This is a genomic window from Saccharopolyspora griseoalba (genome assembly GCF_042665275.1).
In the GTDB taxonomy this organism is placed as follows: domain Bacteria; phylum Actinomycetota; class Actinomycetes; order Mycobacteriales; family Pseudonocardiaceae; genus Saccharopolyspora; species Saccharopolyspora griseoalba.
The window spans coordinates 1-20397 of the sequence record NZ_JBHTCJ010000017.1 but is presented as its reverse complement, the minus strand read 5'-3'; the positions used below and the strand labels follow the sequence as shown (position 1 = coordinate 20397).

Genomic DNA, 20397 nt, shown 5'->3' with positions numbered 1-20397 from the left:
GATGTCGGCACCGCGCGATGACGACACGTGGCCGACCCAGCTCATCACAGCGTGAGCGACGTCAGGGGTGGGTGGCACGATTCTGCAGGCCAAGCGACGAAGGGAACAGGACAGATGGAGCAAGATCGGGATCTGGCTGGTGCGACGGTCTACCGCTGGGATGCCTACCCCGGCGCCCGGTGGCATGCCCTGCCGGATGGCGAGGTCGTGCTGGAACGCCCGTCGGGTGACCTGGCTCCGTCGACTATCACTGCGAGCGGTCTGGCCTCAAGCGCGGCCAAGGAAACGCCGACCTGGTATCTGGAGACCTCGGGCGACAGCGTCGAGCCCGAGGCCCCCGCGGGCGCGAACTAGCGCCGACGATCAGAGATCACACTGCGCGAGGCCATTCGTGGAGGAGGAGGTCTACGTCACGTGGTCACGAACCAGGTAGACGAGGACAAGGCGACACGCTGCCGCCATGAGCTGGCTGACTGGCTGCGTGATCAGGGCTATGTGACCGACCCGCGTATCGACGAGGCGTTCCGTACTGTCCCGCGGCACCTGTTCCTCCCGGACACGCCGCTGGAGCAGGCCTACGCCAACACCCGCGTGTACACCAAGCACGCAGGTCAGACCGCGATCAGCGCGGCATCCCAGCCGAACACCATCGCGATGCAGCTACACCAGCTCGCCGTGCAACCAGGCCAGCGCATCCGCGAAGTTGGAGCCGCGACCGGCTACAACGCCGCGCTACTGGCATACCTGGTCGGCAACACCGGGCAGGTGGTGAGCCTCGATGTCGACGCCGACCTGGTTCGCAGCGCCCGAGCACACCTGGATGCCGCCGGCATCACCAACGTCGAGGTGCGCTGCCAAGACGGAGCACTGGGCGATCCCGACAACACCCTCTACGACCGGATCGTAGCCACCGTCGGCATTGCCAACCTGCCGGACGCCTGGCGTGACCAGCTCGCTCCCGACGGGCGCCTCGTGGCACCCCTGCGCATCGCCGGCAGTGCGATGCGCAGCGTGGCGTTCGAGCGTGCCGGCGACCGTTGGGAATCCGTAGACAGCGAATGGTGCGCGTTCATGCCCCTGCGCGACAGCGTGTGCGCTGATCGCCGCCGAACAGTCGAGCTCGCCCACGAGTCCGAGGTGATCCTGCATGCCTACCCGGAGCAGGACGTTCAGGCCGCGGCGGTATGCGGGGTACTGGCCCAGCCCGCATACGACGTCTGGACGGGCATCGAATTCGGCGACAACGAACCGCTGGACCCGGTGTGGCTGTGGTTGGCCTGCGCGCTGCCCAACGCGGTCTCGCGAATGGAGATCCAACGCAACGCCCAGGAAACGGGGTTGGTTAGCCCGATGCTGCGGTGGGGCTCGATGGCCACCGTCGAAGGCGACAGTCTCGCGTACCTCACAATGCGCCGCGGGAAGACCGGGCACGAGATGGGCGTGATCGGTCACGGGCCGGCGAGGCGAGAACTTGCCGACCGCATGGCGGCCCAGGTTGCCGCCTGGGCCGAGCATCGAGACTCGCCAATCTCCATCGCCGTCCACCCGAGCGGAATCGACAGGCCGTCTCGGACCGCGGGGGTCTTTACTCTCGAGCGCTCCAACGTGACGGTCACCTGGCGGAGCTAGCTGCGCGTGCCAGGCCAGCAGTACAGCAACGACTGGCGCTATCGGTGGGAACCTGGGTCGTACTCCTCGGCCTCGCACCGATCAAGAACTCCTTGACCGAAGACCGCCAAGGCAGCATCGGAGACAACCAGACGCCCACGAGGCGTGAGACCAAGGTCGTCATGACCAGCCGCTCCACCGATATCGAGCCAGCGGAACTCGGCAAACGAGCCCACACCGTGCCGAATGAGGCGCTCATGAGCACCATCGCCGTAGGTCACGTCGACACCGCGGATCTCGAAGCGGCCGAGACCGGACCTTTCCAGGGCCGCGGCCATCGTCGTGGTGACGAGATAGCACGGGTATGAGGTGATCAGATCGTCGCCGAACCAGTTGTCGATCTGAAAGTGCAGAACCCCCTGCACGCGAGGTGGTCGAACCGTGGTGTCGAGAACTGTTCGGTCCCCCAGAAAGCCGGGAACATCGGGCTGCAGCCAGTAGAACATGATCACTCATCCGGATAATCCGCCGCGCTGGCAGCCGAAATGCGTGACCGCGGTGCCCGCACGCTCACATGGCCCCCCGAGACAGGTCCGCACCTGCTTCCGACAGGTTAGTAGCTCCAGGCCTTGGCGACCCAAGCGGCGGTTGGGCACGATGACGGAGTGATCAAAGCAGCCACCTACAACGTCCAGGACCTCTATCGCACTGCGAACCAGGAACACGAAGATCTGGTCGTTGACACCATCCGACAACTCCGCGGCGACGGTGAGAGTGAGCTGGTGCTGGCGGTGCAAGAAGTCGTGGCGCCACCAGAAGGTGGGCCCAACGCGTTCGCGCGCCTGGCTGCCGACACCGGCCTGAACGCGGGCCCGTGCGCTCGCGGCCACCACGTTCGCGACGGGCTCTACCACTGGGTTGGGCTGCTGTGGACATCCGGCGTTGCCCTCGTTCCCGGTTCGATCCAGACCTTTGATCACGATGGGATGTGGCACAACCTCGTCGTCGCCAATGTCGAGGTCGCCGGCACACGGGCGCGCGTGGGCAGCTACCACGGATCGCCCTTCGACCAGGATCGCAACGTCGCAGAGGCCAAGCGGATCGCCGCGGTCTACCGTTTCGGCTCGGATCTTCCGGGACTCATCGGAGCCGACTGGAACAGCCTGTCCGCAGACCGCTACCAACGCCACGACCTCGAGCAGTACGGGCAATGGGAGCTCTACGACACCCTCGACCCCTACCGGCGTGGCTGGGCGCCACACTTCACCTTCCAGACCACCTGGAGCTGGGAGCACGGTCATCGAGTTACCCACAGCGACCGCCGCGCCGGCGATGTGCTCTACTCCGCTGGCATGACCGATGCGCGCCTACCCGTGCGCGCCAAACTGACACCCACCACCGGCCACCACCCCGACGACCCGCACGGGCCACGGACAATCGACCGCATCCACCTCACCCCCCACTTCGCTGGTGCTGTGGACACGGTCACCGTGCATGACACCCCCACGGCCCAAAAAGCGTCAGATCATCTTCCCGCGGTGGTCACGCTCGATCCGAACCGCGTGCAGCAGTGATCAAGGAACGTGACCAACCGCTGGCAGGCTGGTAGGGAGGGCCGGGGCCCATGTACGCAGCGCTCCTACGACTGCTGAACCCTCCGGTTGTCGACGGCCGGTAGATGCACCGCGAGGTTTTCCCACGACCCGGCGTACCCGTCGGGTTCCTCATCGTCGTTAACGATTGCCACCAGCCCGAGCCGTTGGGCGAGCTGCCGCATGCCCCTGGCCGCCTCGTCAGGTGACATCCCAGCCTGCGGGCGTCCCACGATTTCGGTGGTCACGCCCACCCGGCGCACCTCCCAATGCAACGGGTCAACACCGAGGTCGCCAGCAAGGCTATTCAGCCCACGCGTGAGTGCGTCAGTGAGGCCTTGGCGGAGGAATTCGCTCATGCCTCATAGGCTGCCAGTCCCACAGGGCGACCTCTAGCGACTTGACCCCACGAAGGTCGTCAGGCCAGTAGTCCAACCAACGAGTTCTCGAGGTCACGGGGCGCTGTTTCAGTACAGTGCCGTGCCTCCCGGTCCGCGGGATCCTCCCGCGCCATTGCCTCCACACACCCTCGCCGCGAGCAACTTGCCAGGTGAGGGAAACTGTGCGTATGGACCGAGGCAGCAGCGTCAGCTGGTCGCAGGTGCTGTGTTCGTCGTGCCAAGACGAGATCCGCACACGCGGATGGCGACCGCGCCACCACGACCTGCTTCGCGGGAAGATCGCCGAGATCCGCTGCCCGCGGTGCCGGGCGAGCCTGCAACAGCTCAAAGACCACCACACGAGCGTGCGTGTTCTGCCATGGCGGTGGTCCACTGACCCCGAGCGGGCCGAGATCACGCGACAGCACGAAGCCGCGCACACGGTCATTGGCGAACGCCTCGGTCTGGTCCTGGACGAGGTCCGCGTGGAAGCGGCACAGCCTGTTGACCTGTCCGGCCACTCGCTGGAGTGCTCCGGCGCGATCGATTGGCAACTCCACCCCGGCGATGAGGTCAACGAGGCCGCGCTGGCGGCGATGCTGTTTGCGGGACCGGCAATGGCCACCGAACACCTTCGCACCCACGGACGGGATACCCCGGAAGCGCTCCTCGACGTCGCCTACAGCGGTGCCGCCGACCTCGCCTCCTTGAGTACGACGCTGGGTCGGCAGGCGCCCGACACGGTCTATGACCAAGGTCAAGCCGACGCGAACCGCCTCATCACCACCTATCGGGACGAGATCCACGCCGTCGCTGGCGCCCTGGCCCATGCCGGCAGGCTCAAGCGCCCCGAGGTCCTCGCTGCGATGAAACAGGCCAGCCGGTGAAAGGAACACCTCAACCTGCGAGCCATCCGTAGCCCATTGCGTGTCCCCGCCCCCGAAGCGGAACACCAAGCGTCGCCCACGATGGCAAAACCTCTCGTGCTGAGGCGAAGATGTTGCCTCAAGCCCATGGCTGATCGTGCCCCATTTCCGCAGACCATGCCCCTTCGAGAAGCCACAGGCGCGTGGGGACTGGCGTATAGCTTCCTTGCGGTCCACCTGCGGGATAGCTTCTTTGGTGTTGGCGGACCTGACCACCCGCCACAGCAATCAGCCAAGCACTATGGAGAAGACCGTGGGGTATAACACCGAATTTGCGGGCGTCATCAACATCGCCCCGGCGCTCAACAAGTACGAGATTGCTTACCTCCGCAAGTTTGCGGCCACGTACAAGGAGGAGCGCGCCGAGGGGCCGTACTACGTGGAGCCGCTTCCCGACATCGAAAAGAGCGTGTCGGAAGTAATTCCCGTCCTGGACGTCGACGCGATGCCGCACGGGCAACCCGGGCAGCACTGCGAAGGGGAACCTTCCGACGACGGCACCGGCATTCAGTGGTCCGGCGGGGAGAAGTTCATCTACTCGCTGGAGTGGATGGCCTACCTCATCGACACGTTCCTGCAGCCAGGCGCAACCGTGCAGACCACAGCCCCGCGACCGGGCTGGACGTGGCCAGAGGAGTTCGCGCACTTCACGTTCGATCACGTCTGCAACGGTGTGATCGATGCGCAGGGCGACGACCTCTTCGATAGGTGGCGACTGGTCGTCACCAACAACGAGGTCTCCTACCAAACCCCGAGGTGGGGCTGACGGGCCCACGTCAGGGCCGACGCCGAACGAAGGGAGCATGCCTGGCTCCTACTCGACAAGCTGGCAGAACGCACGAGTTCCGGGGATAGGCGGCACCCGGGCCACAGCAACAGGCGGTCAAAAGCACGCCAGCCTGCGACCCCACAGCGTCACTGCTTCTCACGTACCCGGCGCTGTCGGTGCTGAGAGGTGAAATAGGGCTTAGTCCGGGTGCACCCACCTTCCGCGAGTTCTGGCGGTGTCGGGGGTCGGCGAGAGGATATGGGCGGCCAACGCTTCCTCACGGAAAGGTCCCGGGGCGGATGGGAAAAACCATCGATGATCCTGCGGTGATGCGCTACGACACCGACGGTCGTCCGGTGTACTGCCGGCGCATGGCACCACCCGGATTGGCCACAGCAGCCCAACTGCGCACTGAACGGCTTTCTGTAGCCGGTCTTGCACCGGCTGCCTGGCTGTATTACACGCGCCTCGGGTACCGAACCTGCGCGCTCTACAAGCGCGCCCAGGCACGCCCGATCCGGCCGCTGACCACGAGGCAACGCGACGCGCTGGCCGAGGACCGCGTGTGCGCGGCGGTCTGGGCGGCCGAGGTGCTGGCAGACCCCAACACCGTTTTTCTCGATACCGAAACCACTGGACTGCTCGGCGGTCCGGAGCCGTCCTATGCGGTGGAGATTGCGGTGGTGGATGTGTCCGGGGCACCTTTGTTGGACACGCTGCTCAATCCACGGCGCTCGATCCCGCAGGAGGCGATCGCGAAACACCAGATCACCGACTCAATGGTCGCCGACGCTCCCACTTTCTCCGAGGTTCTGCCGGAGCTGACGCGAGTCCTCGAGGGCCGCCGGGTGATCATCTACAACAGTGAATTCGACCGAGGGATTTTGACCACAGAGCTGGAGCGGCACTATCGGGTTCACGATCCGTTCGGGGCCTCGAGTCTGTGGAGTACGCACCCGGCCGCTTGCCAGTGGATGGCCACGCTGCGGACCGAGTGCGCGATGCAGAGGTATGCCGAGTGGCACGGTGATTGGGACGAAAAGCGCCAGCGCTACCGATGGCAACGCCTCGACGGCGATCATCGGGCGCGAGGGGATTGCCAGGCGATCGTGCCGAGGCTGCGAGTCATGGCGAGCACGGCATTTACTGTTGCCGCCGCCTAGTCCCTCAGTTGATTGAGTGAGGCTGCCGAGGAAGCGACCTGGCCGGGTACGGGGAACCGATGGTGTTGGGACGGCCCGCGGCGCTTCAGGCGTTCTGTCGGTGAATGGGCCTATCCTGGTTACCGTGGATTTGCGAACCCAGCCTGTGACGACGCTGCTCGACTCAGCCGAACGCGCCCTGGGGGTGACGTTGGAGTCGGAGGAACAGGCCGCGCGCAAGCGGCGCACGGTGGGGGTGCCGACTCGCCGCGGCACGTGGGTACGGATTTCGGCGACTCCGGCCGAGTCGGCCGCCGAACGTAGTGGGCTTGAGGCAACCGTTGCGCTGCCGCCGGAAACGCTGCATCCGCGGTGGTATCAGGGCGTGTGCTGGTGCGACGGGGCAACGCTGTGGCGGGCAGAGGAGACCGAGCTGGTGCCCGAGCCCGTGGTGCAGCAGGGGGGTGGTGTGCTCACCACAGACCCACAGTTGCCCGAGGTGTGGTGGCAGCGGCTTGCCGGGGCTCAGCGTGCACTGTCCACGGTCGCGACGTCGCGGCTGGCGACCCCGCACACGCGGCCGATCAGTCAGCAGCGCGTGACGGAGACGATTCAGGCGGTTTTCCCTGGCCTCGATACCACCGTGGGGGAGTGGGCCGTGGCCCACGCCGACTTTGCCTGGGTGAACCTCACCGCACCGGCATGCCGCATCCTGGATTGGGAGGATTTCGGGCTCGCGCCGCGCGGGTGGGACGCGGCCACCCTGTGGGTCAACTCCCTAGCGGTGCCGGCTTTGGCCGAGCGGGTGCAGCAGGTCTTCGCCGACGAGCTGCACAGCCCCACCGGTGTGGTGTGCCAGCTGTATGCCCTCGCGGAACTGATCGCCGCGGGGGAGGACTATGCAGGGCCGTTGGCCGCGCCGGTACATGCGGCGGCCGAGGCGCTGGTCACGACGCTTTCGCGGCGTGGGTCGTTAGCCGCTGCCGGTAGTCGCTGAGTCGTTGATGCTGGATACCCACATCCACTGCGTCCAGGAGCTGGTCGAGGTGCGCGGGGGTGCTGGCGCCGACGGCGATGCGTGAGACCTCCGGTAGGTGGAAGGCCGCAGCCAGCGCTGCCGGAAGCTGGGCAGCACCCGGCGGTGGGCCGGTGAGGAATTGGGTCAGGTTGATGCCGTCGAGCAGGTGCGGCTGGCCGGCGAAGGGGCTCATGCCCCACCTGTTGGCGTGGGGGAGTCCGAGTTGGTGCAGCAGCGTGTCGCTGGCGGTTAGCACGCCGGCTGGGACGAGGAAGCCCGCCCGCACCATGGCCACCTGCGGAGATGGGGTTTGTGCCCCGGTGCGGGAGTCCAGCAGTGCGCCCAGGACGCGTGGATCCCAGCTTGCTAGACCCCACATCCGGCATGCGCCGCGGGCAACGAGGTCGGCCATGGTTTCGGCGGTGGCCGACCACCACCGCCGAGCCTCAGTGGGAGACAGCCCGGCCACGACGGTTTCGGGGTTGTGCACCAGCATCACCGCCGGGACGGAGCCGAGATCCTCGACCGCGCGCCAGGCTTGGTCGCGCAGCGGCGGGTGTCCGGGGCGGGGGCTGATCTTGGTGGAGATCGTGCACCGCTCCAGTAGGTCCCCCGCGGCGCCGGCCAGATCCCGGTGGGCATGGCCCCGGTGATAGGTCGCAGCCACGTCCAGGTCGGTGATGCCGCGGCTCAGTGCGTGTTCGAGGAGGCCTCGGCGGATAGGAGTCCGGAAAAACCCGAGCGCAAGGCGTCGGTGACTTCGGCACACAGTCCTGCCTCCAGTAGCACGCCGGCGATCTTGTCCGCCTCGATGGTGTGAGTAGCGCTGACCTCGTCGACAACGACAGGCTGTCCCGACAACAGCTGCCGCACCGCGGGCTCGGCGCGCGCGGGCAGGCCGACCTGCGTGCCCGCGGCCGAGACCTGAACCGAGTCGGCTTCCCGCTCGATCAACGGCGGAAAATCGGTGATGGCCACAACCTCGCGGGCGGGACCGAACAAGCCGTGGGTGACCACGTGTCGCGCAGCGCCCTGGTGCTGACGGCGCCACCGCCGGTACTCGGTCAGATCAGCATGGCCTGCCAGCTCGGTGACCGCCTGACGCCAGGTGCGCGTATAGCCATCCTGCGCGTGGCTGGAATGCGGGAGGTCACGGCGAAACTGCTCGTGCTGGCGTGCTTTCTGGTCGGCCAACCAGGTCACCAGATCAATCCCGGTACGCTGCTGCAGCCCGAAGGTGGCATGCAGGCTGTGTCCGCCGGGGCCCTCGTCGGCGCGGCTGGCCCGGTGCCAATACCCGCGGGGAATGTGCAGCACATCGCCAGGCTGCAGTGTTCCGGACCAGACGAGGTCGTCCGGTGGTTCCACGTTGGGATCAGTGTCGCGGAACATCGGCGCCACCCGGGAAGGCCCGCGGACTTCCCACTGCTTGCGTCCGTCGAGCTGGACAATGAGCACGTCGTGGTCGTCCCAGTGCAGCGCGAACCCACTGCTGTCCTGGGTGGTCAGGTAGATGTTGACCTGGCAGAGCTCGTCGGCCCACCACTGCAGCGCGCGGCAAGCCACCTCCATGGTCGGGTCCCACCGGTTGAGCCCATCGACCACCAGCGTCGCGCCCTCGGCGAGCACGCGGCCCAGCCGAGCCGGGTCGATCATCGGCAGCACCTGCCCACGACGCGTGGTGACCTCCGAGAGGTATTCGCGAGCGGGGATCTCGGCGCCGTCGCGCACGCACCGCACCTGCGGTGGCGCCAAGCTGCGCCGCATCACGACATCCAGCAGATGCTGCGGCCTCAGCAGCCGCGGCCCAACTCGCGGGTCGGGCAGGCTCCCCACGGCGAACTGCTGGCCCAGCATGCCCGGCCCCTGCCAGCCCAGAGCCTGCTCGATCCCGTCAACCAGCCGGTGTTGCATCAACGCACCTCGTCTCGTTCAGCTGGGGTGCGTGCCGACACGCACGCCAGCGCCCATCGGCACGCACCCCAGATCAGGAATATGTGGCGGCATGACGTGTCACGGGTCGCGGTTGTCCCCGCTGTCGCCGTTCGGGCCGTCACTGGTCGATGCCGCCGTACGATCGGCCGCCGCGGCCAGACGGGTCACCGTGATCTCCAGCTCCTCATCCACAGCTGCTGTTCACCTCCCTCACTGCTCGACAAGAACCTCAGCGCCATGCCAACAGGCCGCCTGCCTTCTCAAGGAGCCGACGCCGACGGCGTGGCGCTGACCTCCACGCTCGACGGCGCACACTGCGGGGATCAATGACGACCGGCGCGCGCGAACATTGCCGCGCGCGGCAATGTTTTGTGCCGACGTGAGCGATACTGTCGGTAACCTGCGACAGGGGTGATCATGCCGAGGATCAGTCGGGCGTACCGCGCCGAGCTCGCTCAGCAAGCCGCACACATTCGCCGCCGTGGGCAGCGTGCGGACTGGGACGTGGCCACCATCGCCGACGAGATCATCCGTCAGGCTCCCGAGCTGACGCCGCTGGAGGTGTGGCGCCTGGCCTACGGATGGAGCCGACCTCAGGTCGTGGCCGCCATCAGCGAGCTCTACACCGCCGATGGCCTGGCCCCACCGGGGGTGACCACCGCACGCCTGTGCCGCTGGGAACACGACGGCGTTCAGCCCGACCCGGACTACGCCACCGCCCTGGCACGGGTGTATCAGGTCCCACCGCAGAAACTCGGCCTCAACGTTCCGAGCCTGACGACAGCGGCTGGGTATGGTCGGCCCGCGCAACCGAGCACGCTGGGAGCTGCCATGGCCGACACCACCCTGACCGCCGTTGCCGACTCGGTCCAGCTGCAGCGCGACCTGGACGGCCCCGCCGGAGGCCCGGCAACCCGCGAACACGTGCAGCACGCCGTGGACTACTACGCCCGGCACTACTCCAGCTACGCCCCAAGCGTGCTCGCCGGCGAGATCCACCGCGCCCGCCAGATGGTCGTCGACATGCTCACCCACCCACAGCCCGACACCGCCCGCTGCGAGCTGCGACGACTAGCCGGATGGCTCTCCGCTCTGCTAGGCAACCTCGCCTTTCACACCGCCGATTACGCCGGAGCCCACATCCACCTGGGCACCGGCGCCCGCCTGGGCACCAGCGTGGGCGAAACACACCTGACCGGATGGAGCCTCGGCGCGCAGTCGATGGTGGCCTCCTTCGGCCACCGCCCCACCGACGCCCTGGAACTGGCACACCAGGCCCACGACCACGCCGACACCCCGCTGCGACAGGCACAGATCAGCACCTGGTGCGAGCTCCGCGCGCTGTCGATGCTCGGACGCCACCGCGAGGCGGCCACCGTCGCCACCCGCGCGCAACACCACATGGACCGTGCCGCGGACCAGCCAGGACGGTTCGGCTTCGATCGGGCCGAGTTCCACCAGCACCTCGCCGAAGCAGCCCTCCGGCTCGGCGATACCGCCACCGCCGAGGACCACGCCGCCACCGCCGTTTCCCTGAAACGCACCGGCTCGCCTGGGTGGGCAGCAGTCACCATCATCCGTGCCCGCGCCGCCGCGGCCGACCACGCCTCCTCAGACGCCACCGCGCTGGCCGCCCGCGTGCTAGACGCCGTGGCGCCGGAACACCTGCGGGAGACCACCCGTCAACGGTTGGCCGCCCTCAACCGCGACCTACACGCCGAAAACCACCCCGGCCCCCACGCTCGCGAGCTCCACGACCGGCTGCACGCACTGCCCGCTCCAGCCCAGGCCGAGCGCACCAGCAGCGAACCCAACGGGCACTGATCCCAAGCGCGTGCCCGTCGACGGTCCGGCGAGGCGTGGCATCATCCGTCGCCGGCGGCGACGGCGGGAGCTCGCACCTGAACAGGTGACGTGCCGTTCCCGGTCGTTGTCAGACCCCACCAATACGATCGATCACCGCCACATCTAGTGGCGGCATGCTGTTGGCGTGACTATCGATTGTGTGTAGGAGTGTCCTGTGACTGTGGTTGAACCCGCCAGCCCAATGAGCGTCACCCCCGCGGTCATCCGGCGGGATGCACCTCGGGTGCGTCGCGGGTTCACCACCGAGGTCTCCATCGCCGGCACCGAGTATCAGGTGCTGATCTCTGCCGGTGACGATCATCGCCCCGCGAATGTCTACATTGAGCACGCCAAGCACGGGTCCTTCGGCAACGGGATGCTGCAGGTCGTCGGTGCACTGCTGACCGAGTCACTGCACCACGGCCTGCCCCTCGAACGGGTCGTCGCGCTGCTCCTGCACACCCGATTCGAGCCCCACGGGCTCACCGACGACCCCGATATCCGATGGGTCACCAGCCCGATCGACTACGTCGCTCGGCTTCTGGCACTGCATTACCTGCCGCGCCAGCGGTGCATCGAGCTAGGCGTACTGCCTACCCGCTGATCCACCAGCCGCGGCCAGACACGGTTCATCGGCGCCGAGTCCTCCCTCGATCACCCGTCGCGGTTCCCTGGCGTCCCGCGCGCGGCCTGGCCGGGCGCGCGTCTTCGGTCCGCCAGAGAAGGTCTTGGCAGCGTTCGTGCAGATGCGTGCAGCTCACGAACCCGCCGCGACGAACGCGCAGCCGCCACGGAGGCAACGCCAGCAGGTCAGCGATCTCAGTGGCGGCCTGCGCAAGCTGGTGTTGCGGGAGGCCGAGCATGGCCGCCAATGCCGTCGCGGGCACGTGGTCGCCCTGCACCGCCACCCACTTCTGCGCAAGCGCGACGTGGGAGAACCCCGCCAACGACCGCTGTGGTTCCTCGGTCGAACTCGACCGCTGAGGTGGGGTTTTCGCGCGGCGCGCGGAAGTGGTCTTGCGCTTGGGCTGAGGCGGCGTGCTACCCCGGTCAGGGATGGCGTGCTCGACGCGAAAGGCCGCCGTGGTGCCAGTGCGTTTATTCAGCCACCGCTCCCACTCCGCGCTGTTGGGAGGCGGGACTGTCCCGTCGCGATGACCGAGCGCGACTTCGGCGCACAGCTGCGGGCACAGCGCTTGCGCCATGCGCGTGGTGTTCCGCCAAGCCGGATCGCCGTCCTGGACGAGCCGATAGGACTTCCTGAGCAGGTCCAGGACTCGCACGTGGGTACCTGAACCCGTGCCGTGCCCACATGACTCGATCATGCCCACACCCTTCTTCCGGCTCATGCTCCTCGCCGGAATCAACGGTACGGCTCCGGGCCGACACCACCATCCCTACAAGGAATCGGCTTTACTAGGCATCTCCACCGGCTGCCGGATCACCGCTGGTGACACGCCCGCAACCTCTCAGATGGCAGTCCGTAGCGACGCTGGCCAGGTCTACCTTCCGTCGGGGAGCGCTAACACGCCAGCATCAGGCGGGCCCGGCTCATCGAGAGCCGGGACTGTTGTGCGATCAGAGTGCTGGGCGTATTACGAGTTAGCCGGGTAGGTCACCGGGGTGTTCCGGGGCGGCGAAGGGCCGGGGCCGTGGCGCTGGACCACGTCGCGGACCGCGTGGGTGAGCTCGAGGTCGTGGATCTGCTCGGCCAGTGGTTCCAGCCGAGCCATGACGTTGTCGAGCCAGGTGGTGTCCTCGCCCGCGCCGCGGCGCCGCTCGATCTCCCGGCGCACGCCGGTGATCACCTCGGATGCGCCGGCGATGATCTCGGTGATCCGGCGATCCTGCTCGGCCTCGTCCACGGTTCCAGCGTGCGCCTCCAGCACGCTGGTGTCACCCGTGTCCGGAAAGGAATTGCCGCACGTCAGCGCGGGTGCGAAGCATGATGATTCGGGTGTGGTCGGCGTGTTCGTTGAGGGCGGCCAGTAGGCGTGGACGATGCCGGGTAGGAAACGACCAGATATAGCTGAAGAAGCCCCAGGACCAGCGTTCCGGGCATCCCGGAGCCTGGATTGCCCGTCCCCGGTGCTGCAGCAGGCGCCGCAGCGCGCGTGCGAGACAGACCCGGCGGGGGAGGTCGACGACGATGACCGTGTCGGCCCGGTGCAGCCGCAGGTCGAGCGTGGACCAGTAGTTCCCGTCGGCAATCCAGCTGGGGTGGGCGTCGAGCATCGCGGCCTGGTCGCATCGCCATTGCTGCCGGGGTGGGCGTTGCCAACCGGGCTGCCAGTAGTACCTGTCGAGGGAGAGCACGGGAAGCTCCAGCTGTTGTCCCAGCTTGCGGGCGAGCGTGGATTTGCCGGCGCCGCTGCTGCCGACGACGGCGATCCGCCGCCGGTTTCCCTCGGTGTTGTGCATCTTCATTGCTGCTGGCCGGGCATGCCGGGCATCTCGGTGAGCCAACCGTCCCGGTCCCACGGGTGCTGGTCAGGGTGCCAGCTAAAGCTGAATCCTGCCGAAGCGAGGGATTGGCACGCTTGCAGTGCATCGACCCCGATGCCGACGTTGGTGACCAAAGAAAGATCCTTGTTACGTGCCTGTACCGGTTGGCCACCGGACACCGCGCGCACGCGCTGCGCGATGTCCTCGTCGGGTGCCCAGATCCAGGTCGCACGAGGGCTGGTCGACACCTGTATTTCCGGCATGGCTCCTCCGTGTTCGTGGCTCAGTCACCCATGTCCACGTCAGCGGGAATGATCAGCTCGTCGTTCGGGGTCGCCCATCCGAGCGGTCGACCGTAATCCGGGTCGCTGTAGGGGTCACCTGCTTCGGTCCCGCACTCCGAGCCGTGCCGCAGCAGTGCAATACCGCAGTCCTCGCAGAAGTCATCCATGATCGGCACGGTAGCGCCGGTGGCCGACACCGAAGGGCGCGCGGATGAGCCAACGCAATCGGGTCCTGGTGCGTGGCGGTCGGGCCGGAGTGATGGGCTCGTGCGGTATGCATTACTGCTGGTCAGGTCGTCGGGCGTGGAGTAGCGGACGGAGCGACACTGACGGCATGAAGGAAGCGCTCAACCGTCAGCAGCGCGATGCACTGATCGCGGTGGTGGACCGCCTCGCGCCGAGCGGTTCACCACCGCTGGGTGCACGCAACCTGGCGGCTACCTCGCTGGTGCTGCGCGAACTAGCCACGGACGCCGCCGACCACGATGCGCTGCGGATCGTGGCCGAGCACCTTGCCGAACGCCTTTGGGCGGGCGTGGACGAGGTCACGATCAAGGTGCTGAAACGGGAGCTCAAGTACGTCGGACTGGACCATCTCTGACCCCTGCTTGCCCCCTGGGGAGGTGTGGCATGGCAACGGCCGTCTGGGGAGGAGTTCTGTCAGTGGGGCTGGTAACGCTGCCTGTCGAGCTGTTCAGCGCCACGGAGGATCATGCGATCGCATTCCACCAGTACGAGCGTGGCACTGCCGACCGGATTCGCTACCGCAGAATCAACGAACGCACAGGCCGCGACGTCGACCTCGCCGGCATCGTCAAAGGGCGACCGGTGGGCGCCCAGGTGGTCACCGTTGAAGACTCCGAGCTCGACGAGATTGCCCCCGGCCGCTCGCGGTCGATCATGATCAACCGGTTCGTCGACGTCACCGAGATCAACCCAGTGCACTTCGAACGGACCTACTGGCTCGCGCCAGGCAGCGTGGACCACCGGCACGCCTACAACCTGCTGCACCGGGCGATGACGATGACCGGCAGGGCCGCGATCGCGACGTTCGTGCTCCGCGGCAAACAGCGACTTGCGATGATCCGCGCCGACGAGCATGTGCTGGCCCTGACAACGCTGCGCTGGCCTGCCGAGATCCGCGACCCCGCCACAGTGCTCGACATCCCCTCCGCTGCAGCCGAACCAAGCCCGAGCGAGTTGCAAGCAGCGACCACGGTGATCACCGCGATGCACAGCACGTGGACGCCCGAAGAGTACGAAGACACCTACACCACACGCGTCAAACAACTGCTTGAAGCCAAGGAACACGGGCAAGCCGCACCCATCGCCCCCGCAGAGGCCCCGGAGCCCACACCAGCAACAGAGCTTGAGCAGGTGCTGCGCGCCAGCGTGGAGTCCGCCAAGAAACGCCGAGCCAACGTGGATCGATGACCACTCGCGGCCGAGGGGCCGGCTCGATGACCTCCGAGAGCTGATCACCGGTCACGCCTCGAGCAGGCCAGCTCGGAAGCCTAGCTCCGAAGTTTGCCGGTCCACGATCAGAACCGAGGTCCGTCAGTGAGTGCGACAACGGGTCGGGAAGCAGCCAAGGCGGATCCGCTAACCGCTTCCCGCCCGTCGTCTGCGCGGTGGGTACAACCCTTGGAGGCCCTCGCCACCTACTTGAGGTGATCGACCTAAACGTGCGGACCGCGCCCGCATCTCCAGCATATCGACGCCGGGTGGATCCAGTGAAGCGGACCGCCACGTTCTTCCTGTCGCTCGCGCTTCATGGACGTACACGGCACCCTCGGGATACGTGCACTACGCCAGCTGCGCGGGGCGACCTCATCGCCGATGACCTGCAGTTTCGAGGATTCGCCCCGGTGGTGGGTTGCGCTGAGTGCAACAGCGAGTTGCTGGGGTGCTGCTGACATGGACCGTTGTTTAGCGCCGCCTCGGTAGCCCTTCAGAATGTGCAGCAATTGGCGACACGCTGCGAACCACCGGGAAGCTACCTGGGGTCGAAAGCCCCGAGTCGGTCGGCAGTGAGCCGTAGTATCGCCGCCATGGACGGATCGAATGCACCGGCTGAAGGTGGGTTGTCGGCCGGTACTGGTTCTGACCTGCGGGATTGCGATGAGCTGGCTGGGCTGGAAGCTCTGAAGCGTCTAAGTCGCGTTGGTCGCCCGCTGCGGATCCGCACTGCCTCGGAAGGGTGGCCGGCTTGCCAAGCCCCAGGCCGCTCCGGTGAACGGTTCGGCGAGCTGTCGTAAATCACCCGCTGCGCTGGAAAGACGCGCGAATGCTGGCAGTGCCCTGCGGCAGGCGCATGCTGGTGGCATGGCCATCGACGACACGGGCGTGCTGATACTGCCCTGCAGCGCTGATCCGAACACTGCTCACGTCGTTGCGACTTCGCCGGACCTACCGACCTCGGCGCCGTCCGCGCCAGAACTCGCGGACTTGCTTGTTTTGGTAGTCGATGCCCTGGTGGATTTGATCGACGGTCAGGCCGGTGAGCTCCACCAGGGTGGCGTCGTCGATCCGCTGGCCGGGGTGTTGCTTGATCGCGCGCTCGATCTTGCCCGCCCACAGCTCAGCTTCGACGAACAGTCGCTGGTGGTACTGCTCGATCAGTTGTTGCATGTGCTCGTGGCCGCAGGCGGTGAGGAACCGGTGTCCGTCGAACCTCGGGTTCCTCGAGTGGATCACCGAGGAGTCCCGGGCGAAGGAATACAGCTCGGAACCGTCAGTGATCACGGTGCCGCACCAGTCGCACAGCTCCGCCCCGTCGTGCTCGTCCGCCATGCCCTGCGGGTTACCCCTGGTCAGAGGCCAGTAACCGGGGCAAGCTCGAGACCTGGCTAGTTGGTCGGTGATCTCACTGGTTGTCGTTGCGGGTCATTTGCCGGATGGCGTCGACCATCGCCCAGTCCTGCGGGGAACCTCCCGCGTCGGGATGGGCTTGGCGGGCGGCGATCCGCAGCAGGGACCACAGGTCGCCGTCGCGGCCGGTGTAGCTGCGCAGCCACCGCAGCGCCGATTCCCACGTCAGGGGCGCCTCAGGGCCGGTTCCGGACTCGATCGCGCGCCACCCGGCGTACTGCTCGCCGTGGCCGGCAACCCCGTAGCGGTCGACCCGCCGCAACGCCTCCAGCGCCAGCGCGATCGCCCGCACATTGGCCTGCCAGCTGCGCCCGCCGGGGCCGGTGAACGTGTCGCACGGGTAGGACAGTGGCCCGTGTTTGGAGGTGAACGAGATCGCCACCCCGGGGGTGGGCGACGCGGGCGTCGGCCCGGAGCATCCCGTCGCGGCGGATCGCCTCGCTGGTGGTCACCAGCCGGATCGCGACCGTGCCCCGGGCGTCGAGTTGCCGCAGCTCCCGCCCCAGCAACGACAGGGTCTCGGACCAGGAGGCGCGGAACGGGCTGGGCTGCCGGTTGTCGCTGCTGGGGTAGGGCCAGTGAGGCATCGGCTCAATCTGATATCGGAACTCACTCACCATCGAAATCACCTCGACCGGCCAGGAAGGGTTCGACCAGCAGTCAGGGTCACCATGATCCCCGCGGTGAGCCGCTACTTAGCGCCAGTTTCCCGTCCGACCCTAGCGGCGCCGGGCTCGCCGACGCCGCAGCGGCTGCAGATGATGCCAAACTCGGCTCATGCCCGGCACGGTGGTGGGCAGCAACGACGCGATTCTGTGCTACAAGACTACTGCCGGTGATCAACCGTAGGCTTGTGGGCATGAACTGGGATGACCATGACCGCCAGTTGCGGGTCAGCGCGCTGTGCACGGACGCGAACCTCGGCGCCGCATCGGATCACGACCCGGTCCCGGCGATGCTGGATGACGCCGGGAGCGACGCGGACCGCACTAGCAGCGCGCTGCAGGAACACGTGGCCACACTCGGCGGAGTGGACGCTGTGCTGGCCGACCCCGTCACCCGCGACGAGTTCACCGCGCTAGCAGGCCGCGCCCGCGTGAACGTGGCGGACGTGGACGCGATGGCGCGCCGCCTGCGCTGATGCGCTCTTTCGATGATGCCGAGCGCTGGTCTCCCGCCGGGCGGCGGTGGATCGCCCAGATCCGGCTGACCAGCACGGAGGTGCTCGACCTCGGAGACACCTATCTCGCCGCAGCGAGAGCATGGTGGCCCGAGATCGACCAGGTGCTGCGGCCGGTACAGCGCGCCTACAGGCACATCACTTTGATCAACACGAACGTGCCCGCCGAGACCGCGCCAGCCGAGCTGGTCGAGCAGCTTAGTGCGCGGTTGGCGGTCACGGCCGCCGCGCACCTGCCGGTGCAGCTGATGTTGGGCCCAGCCGTGGTCAACACCCTTGCCGTCGAGCTCTACATCCAGCCCAGTCCGGCATTAACAGCGCTGCGGGACGCCCTGGCCACCGACGTCGCCGCGGTACTCGAGCGCCCAGCCGAACCCCAGGGCAAGACGTGGCGGGCGCACTCCGCGATCTCCTACTGCACCGCCCCATTCGACGACGATGGGCTGCAGAGCACGCTGCTGCGCACGCCCGGCCTGGTAGCCGGGTACCAGGGTCCCGTCCGCGAACGGGTTGACCGGGTACTGCTCGCAGCTACCGACCCGTGGGATCCCAACGGCCGGTTCTGGACCGACTCTGTCGAGCTGCAACTCGGGTCCCGCTAGTGCCGTCGAGCAGCGGCCCGCTCTGACGGCGGCAGCAGCCCAGGACAACGGGCAAGCAGAAGACCCTGTCAGCGGCCGGTTGACCGCTGGTCCTGGCCACACAAAAGGGCAATAATCGAACGTATGAGCGACGATGATGGGTGGATGGGAACACGCGATGAGCGCGACCCGCCGGTAGCGGTCTGGGTCGACCTGCGCCGTGTGTTTCCACCGCAACGCACCGGCGTCCGCCCTGGTACGCCCATGCGTGTGCGCGCGGCCGGGATTGACCTAGTGCGTGAGGTCGCCGGCGATCTGCTGGCCTGGCAGTTGACCATCACAGGGGACCGCTGGGCTCAGGTCCGTCTCGAGTTGACCAACCGTTCACAGCGAGGGCGGGTGAGTACGGAGGTGTGGGCGCCCGAAGCTGCCGTCCGCCAGCGTGAACCGTAGGTCTCGCGGTGGGCACCCTGTCCAACTGCAACAAGACTGAGTAGGCGAGAGAACTGACCCGCGGGACTGCGATGAGCTGACTGGGCTGGAAGGCGCGAGCTGCTGTAAACCACCCGCTGTGCTGGTAATGACGCGCAAACGCTGTCAGCGCCCCTACGCGGTCGTTTCTGCTGCGGCCGGCACGGTTTCGACGGATCCCGCCGTGAAGTGAGTGACATTCGGTGAGGCAGACTTATACCGTTTGTGACTTCACTGGGGGAAGGCAGGTTTCGGTGCCGGAACAGTCGACAGGCACAGGCTATGGTGACCAACTGGGCACGATCGTGTCCGCGGTTTCAACCCCACCGCCCTGGTGGTTGCTGCTGATCACCGGCGCGATCGCCCTGTCCATTCGCATCACCGGACGGTGGTTCTGGCAGGCGAACGTGCTGACCACCATCGTGCACGAGGCCGCGCACGCACTGGTGTCGTTGCTGTGTGGCGGCGGTGTCCGCCAAATCATGATCACCTCACCGGATACCGGCCTGTGCATGTACCGCTGGATGGTGACTCGAAGTGAGGCGGTCGTCCGGTCCTTCGCGGGGTATGCCACGCCGGCGCTCGCCGGGTTGGGGTGCGCGGCACTGTTATCGCGCGGCCACGCCTCATGGGTGCTGTTCGCCGGCATTCTGGTGATGCTCTCCGTACTTCTGGTGGTGCGCGACAGCGACAGCCTGCTGACCGTGCTCATCGTCGGTGCCGTGTTCGCCGCCGCGCTGTGGTGGGCCCCGCTGTGGCTGCATCTCGCCATGGCGAGCCTGGTGATGTGGATGCTGCTCATCGGCGAGATCCCCGGCGTATGGGACTTGGTCAAAGCCCGGTTCAGCGAGGAGGTCGTGGTCAAGACTGACGACGCCTGGTCGCTGTACTGCGACACAGGCCTTCCCGCGCCGGTGTGGTTTGCAGCCTGGTACGCGGTGATCGGATGGAGCTGCTGGCGCTCGTTTTGGCTGCTCTGGCCAGTCGCGTAACCGCCCAAGGCTGGGACTGAATGCGCGCGGCGCGTTCACCGCGCTGGTCGCCGCCGACCCGAACGCTGCGTGCGCAACGCTCTGGCGCAAGCCCGGAGCGTGAAGATCCGGGCGCGGGGCCGCAGGAGTTGCAGGCGCTTGTCGCGGAGCTCGCCGTCGGGCAGTTCGTTGTGCAGGCGCAGTTCGCGGGACAGCACCACGGCCTGGTTGACCGCGAACGCTGCCTGGATTCCCTGCTCGGTGACCAGCTCCTCGATGCGCTGCTGCGCGCCCGGGGTGGCGGCCAGCAGGGTGTGCAGCATGGCGAGGTCGAATCCGGGGAGGAACAGGCCGGTGAACTCGAAATCCAGCAGCGCGA

The 20397-nt window shown here is 67.1% G+C and carries 25 protein-coding genes and 1 pseudogene; 14 read left to right on the top strand and 12 right to left on the bottom strand.

Annotation, left to right across the window (positions count from 1 at the left end):
• Positions 1 to 114 precede the first annotated feature (114 nt).
• Both ACFQRI_RS24195 and fxlM read left to right on the top strand, forming a co-directional pair.
• The gene (locus tag ACFQRI_RS24195) at positions 115 to 354 is read left to right on the top strand and encodes a hypothetical protein (protein WP_380672380.1); all 240 of its coding nucleotides are present in this window, start codon (positions 115 to 117) and stop codon (positions 352 to 354) included.
• 60 nt (positions 355 to 414) lie between these two features.
• Entirely contained in the window at positions 415 to 1629 is a 1215-nt protein-coding gene (gene fxlM, locus ACFQRI_RS24190; RefSeq protein ID WP_380672378.1) for a methyltransferase, FxLD system, read from the top strand.
• A 38-nt stretch (positions 1630 to 1667) separates the two neighbouring features.
• On the opposite strand, the gene ACFQRI_RS24185 is transcribed toward fxlM, so the two are convergent.
• Complete coding sequence (locus ACFQRI_RS24185; RefSeq protein WP_380672376.1) at positions 1668 to 2114, bottom strand: hypothetical protein; 447 nt, start codon at positions 2112 to 2114, stop codon at positions 1668 to 1670.
• 159 nt (positions 2115 to 2273) lie between these two features.
• On the opposite strand from ACFQRI_RS24185, the gene ACFQRI_RS24180 reads away from it, so the two are divergent.
• Positions 2274 to 3182 carry an endonuclease/exonuclease/phosphatase family protein gene (locus ACFQRI_RS24180; RefSeq protein ID WP_380672374.1) on the top strand — a complete coding sequence of 303 codons (909 nt, stop codon included), beginning with the start codon at positions 2274 to 2276 and terminating at the stop codon, positions 3180 to 3182.
• Positions 3183 to 3247: 65 nt separating this feature from the next.
• On the opposite strand, the gene ACFQRI_RS24175 is transcribed toward ACFQRI_RS24180, so the two are convergent.
• A complete protein-coding gene (locus ACFQRI_RS24175; protein WP_380672372.1) occupies positions 3248 to 3559 on the bottom strand; it encodes a hypothetical protein in 312 nt (103 codons plus the stop codon).
• A gap of 209 nt (positions 3560 to 3768) precedes the next feature.
• On the opposite strand from ACFQRI_RS24175, the gene ACFQRI_RS24170 reads away from it, so the two are divergent.
• From ACFQRI_RS24170 to ACFQRI_RS24155, 4 genes are all read left to right on the top strand, one after another.
• Entirely contained in the window at positions 3769 to 4467 is a 699-nt protein-coding gene (locus ACFQRI_RS24170; RefSeq protein ID WP_380672371.1) for a hypothetical protein, read from the top strand.
• Positions 4468 to 4705: 238 nt separating this feature from the next.
• On the top strand, positions 4706 to 5272 hold the full coding sequence (locus tag ACFQRI_RS24165) for a hypothetical protein (protein ID WP_380672369.1): 567 nt from the start codon (positions 4706 to 4708) through the stop codon (positions 5270 to 5272).
• A 302-nt stretch (positions 5273 to 5574) separates the two neighbouring features.
• Positions 5575 to 6438 carry an exonuclease domain-containing protein gene (locus ACFQRI_RS24160; protein WP_380672367.1) on the top strand — a complete coding sequence of 288 codons (864 nt, stop codon included), beginning with the start codon at positions 5575 to 5577 and terminating at the stop codon, positions 6436 to 6438.
• 124 nt (positions 6439 to 6562) lie between these two features.
• Positions 6563 to 7414, top strand: a complete 852-nt coding sequence (locus ACFQRI_RS24155; protein ID WP_380672365.1) for a hypothetical protein — start codon at positions 6563 to 6565, stop codon at positions 7412 to 7414.
• Here the strand turns inward: ACFQRI_RS24155 and ACFQRI_RS24150 are convergent.
• Both ACFQRI_RS24150 and ACFQRI_RS24145 read right to left on the bottom strand, forming a co-directional pair.
• Entirely contained in the window at positions 7365 to 8102 is a 738-nt protein-coding gene (locus tag ACFQRI_RS24150; RefSeq protein ID WP_380672363.1) for an aldo-keto reductase family protein, read from the bottom strand. The genes ACFQRI_RS24155 and ACFQRI_RS24150 overlap by 50 nt on opposite strands.
• Before the next feature lie 23 nt (positions 8103 to 8125).
• Complete coding sequence (locus ACFQRI_RS24145; RefSeq protein WP_380672361.1) at positions 8126 to 9349, bottom strand: JmjC domain-containing protein; 1224 nt, start codon at positions 9347 to 9349, stop codon at positions 8126 to 8128.
• 525 nt (positions 9350 to 9874) lie between these two features.
• On the opposite strand from ACFQRI_RS24145, the gene ACFQRI_RS24140 reads away from it, so the two are divergent.
• A complete protein-coding gene (locus tag ACFQRI_RS24140) occupies positions 9875 to 11194 on the top strand; it encodes a helix-turn-helix domain-containing protein (RefSeq protein ID WP_380672359.1) in 1320 nt (439 codons plus the stop codon).
• A gap of 196 nt (positions 11195 to 11390) precedes the next feature.
• Entirely contained in the window at positions 11391 to 11819 is a 429-nt protein-coding gene (locus ACFQRI_RS24135; protein ID WP_380672357.1) for a TSCPD domain-containing protein, read from the top strand.
• Positions 11820 to 11844: 25 nt separating this feature from the next.
• Here ACFQRI_RS24135 and ACFQRI_RS24130 read toward each other — a convergent pair whose 3' ends face one another.
• The 5 genes from ACFQRI_RS24130 to ACFQRI_RS24110 all read right to left on the bottom strand — a co-directional run bounded on the left by ACFQRI_RS24130 (position 11845) and on the right by ACFQRI_RS24110 (position 14111).
• Positions 11845 to 12564, bottom strand: coding sequence for a hypothetical protein (locus tag ACFQRI_RS24130; RefSeq protein WP_380672355.1), 720 nt, complete (start codon positions 12562 to 12564; stop codon positions 11845 to 11847).
• 246 nt (positions 12565 to 12810) lie between these two features.
• Positions 12811 to 13104 carry a hypothetical protein gene (locus ACFQRI_RS24125; RefSeq protein ID WP_380672353.1) on the bottom strand — a complete coding sequence of 98 codons (294 nt, stop codon included), beginning with the start codon at positions 13102 to 13104 and terminating at the stop codon, positions 12811 to 12813.
• Positions 13105 to 13111: 7 nt separating this feature from the next.
• Entirely contained in the window at positions 13112 to 13642 is a 531-nt protein-coding gene (locus ACFQRI_RS24120) for a P-loop NTPase family protein (RefSeq protein ID WP_380672351.1), read from the bottom strand.
• On the bottom strand, positions 13639 to 13923 hold the full coding sequence (locus tag ACFQRI_RS24115) for a hypothetical protein (RefSeq protein WP_380672349.1): 285 nt from the start codon (positions 13921 to 13923) through the stop codon (positions 13639 to 13641). The genes ACFQRI_RS24120 and ACFQRI_RS24115 overlap by 4 nt, the downstream gene beginning before the upstream one ends.
• Before the next feature lie 20 nt (positions 13924 to 13943).
• On the bottom strand, positions 13944 to 14111 hold the full coding sequence (locus tag ACFQRI_RS24110; RefSeq protein ID WP_380672347.1) for a hypothetical protein: 168 nt from the start codon (positions 14109 to 14111) through the stop codon (positions 13944 to 13946).
• 167 nt (positions 14112 to 14278) lie between these two features.
• Here ACFQRI_RS24110 and ACFQRI_RS24105 point away from each other — a divergent pair, with 167 nt between their 5' ends.
• Both ACFQRI_RS24105 and ku read left to right on the top strand, forming a co-directional pair.
• Positions 14279 to 14545, top strand: coding sequence for a hypothetical protein (locus ACFQRI_RS24105; protein ID WP_380672345.1), 267 nt, complete (start codon positions 14279 to 14281; stop codon positions 14543 to 14545).
• 29 nt (positions 14546 to 14574) lie between these two features.
• Positions 14575 to 15378, top strand: a complete 804-nt coding sequence (gene ku / locus ACFQRI_RS24100; RefSeq protein WP_380672343.1) for a non-homologous end joining protein Ku — start codon at positions 14575 to 14577, stop codon at positions 15376 to 15378.
• Between the two features lie 975 nt (positions 15379 to 16353).
• Here ku and ACFQRI_RS24095 read toward each other — a convergent pair.
• Together ACFQRI_RS24095 and ACFQRI_RS24090 are read right to left on the bottom strand one after the other, a co-directional pair.
• Positions 16354 to 16737: a hypothetical protein gene (locus ACFQRI_RS24095; protein WP_380672341.1), complete on the bottom strand. Its 384-nt coding sequence runs from the start codon at positions 16735 to 16737 to the stop codon at positions 16354 to 16356.
• Between the two features lie 73 nt (positions 16738 to 16810).
• On the bottom strand, positions 16811 to 17197 hold the full coding sequence (locus ACFQRI_RS24090; RefSeq protein ID WP_380672339.1) for a hypothetical protein: 387 nt from the start codon (positions 17195 to 17197) through the stop codon (positions 16811 to 16813).
• Between the two features lie 477 nt (positions 17198 to 17674).
• Here ACFQRI_RS24090 and ACFQRI_RS24085 point away from each other — a divergent pair, with 477 nt between their 5' ends.
• The 3 genes from ACFQRI_RS24085 to ACFQRI_RS24075 all read left to right on the top strand — a co-directional run bounded on the left by ACFQRI_RS24085 (position 17675) and on the right by ACFQRI_RS24075 (position 20039).
• Positions 17675 to 17956, top strand: a complete 282-nt coding sequence (locus ACFQRI_RS24085; RefSeq protein WP_380672337.1) for a hypothetical protein — start codon at positions 17675 to 17677, stop codon at positions 17954 to 17956.
• Complete coding sequence (locus ACFQRI_RS24080) at positions 17956 to 18597, top strand: 2'-5' RNA ligase family protein (protein WP_380672335.1); 642 nt, start codon at positions 17956 to 17958, stop codon at positions 18595 to 18597. Before ACFQRI_RS24085 ends, ACFQRI_RS24080 begins: the two co-directional genes overlap by 1 nt.
• Before the next feature lie 704 nt (positions 18598 to 19301).
• Entirely contained in the window at positions 19302 to 20039 is a 738-nt protein-coding gene (locus ACFQRI_RS24075; protein ID WP_380672333.1) for a M50 family metallopeptidase, read from the top strand.
• Positions 20040 to 20074: 35 nt separating this feature from the next.
• On the opposite strand, the pseudogene ACFQRI_RS24070 reads toward ACFQRI_RS24075, so the two are convergent.
• Positions 20075 to 20397 (bottom strand): annotated as a pseudogene (locus tag ACFQRI_RS24070) (hypothetical protein); the annotation flags it as partial.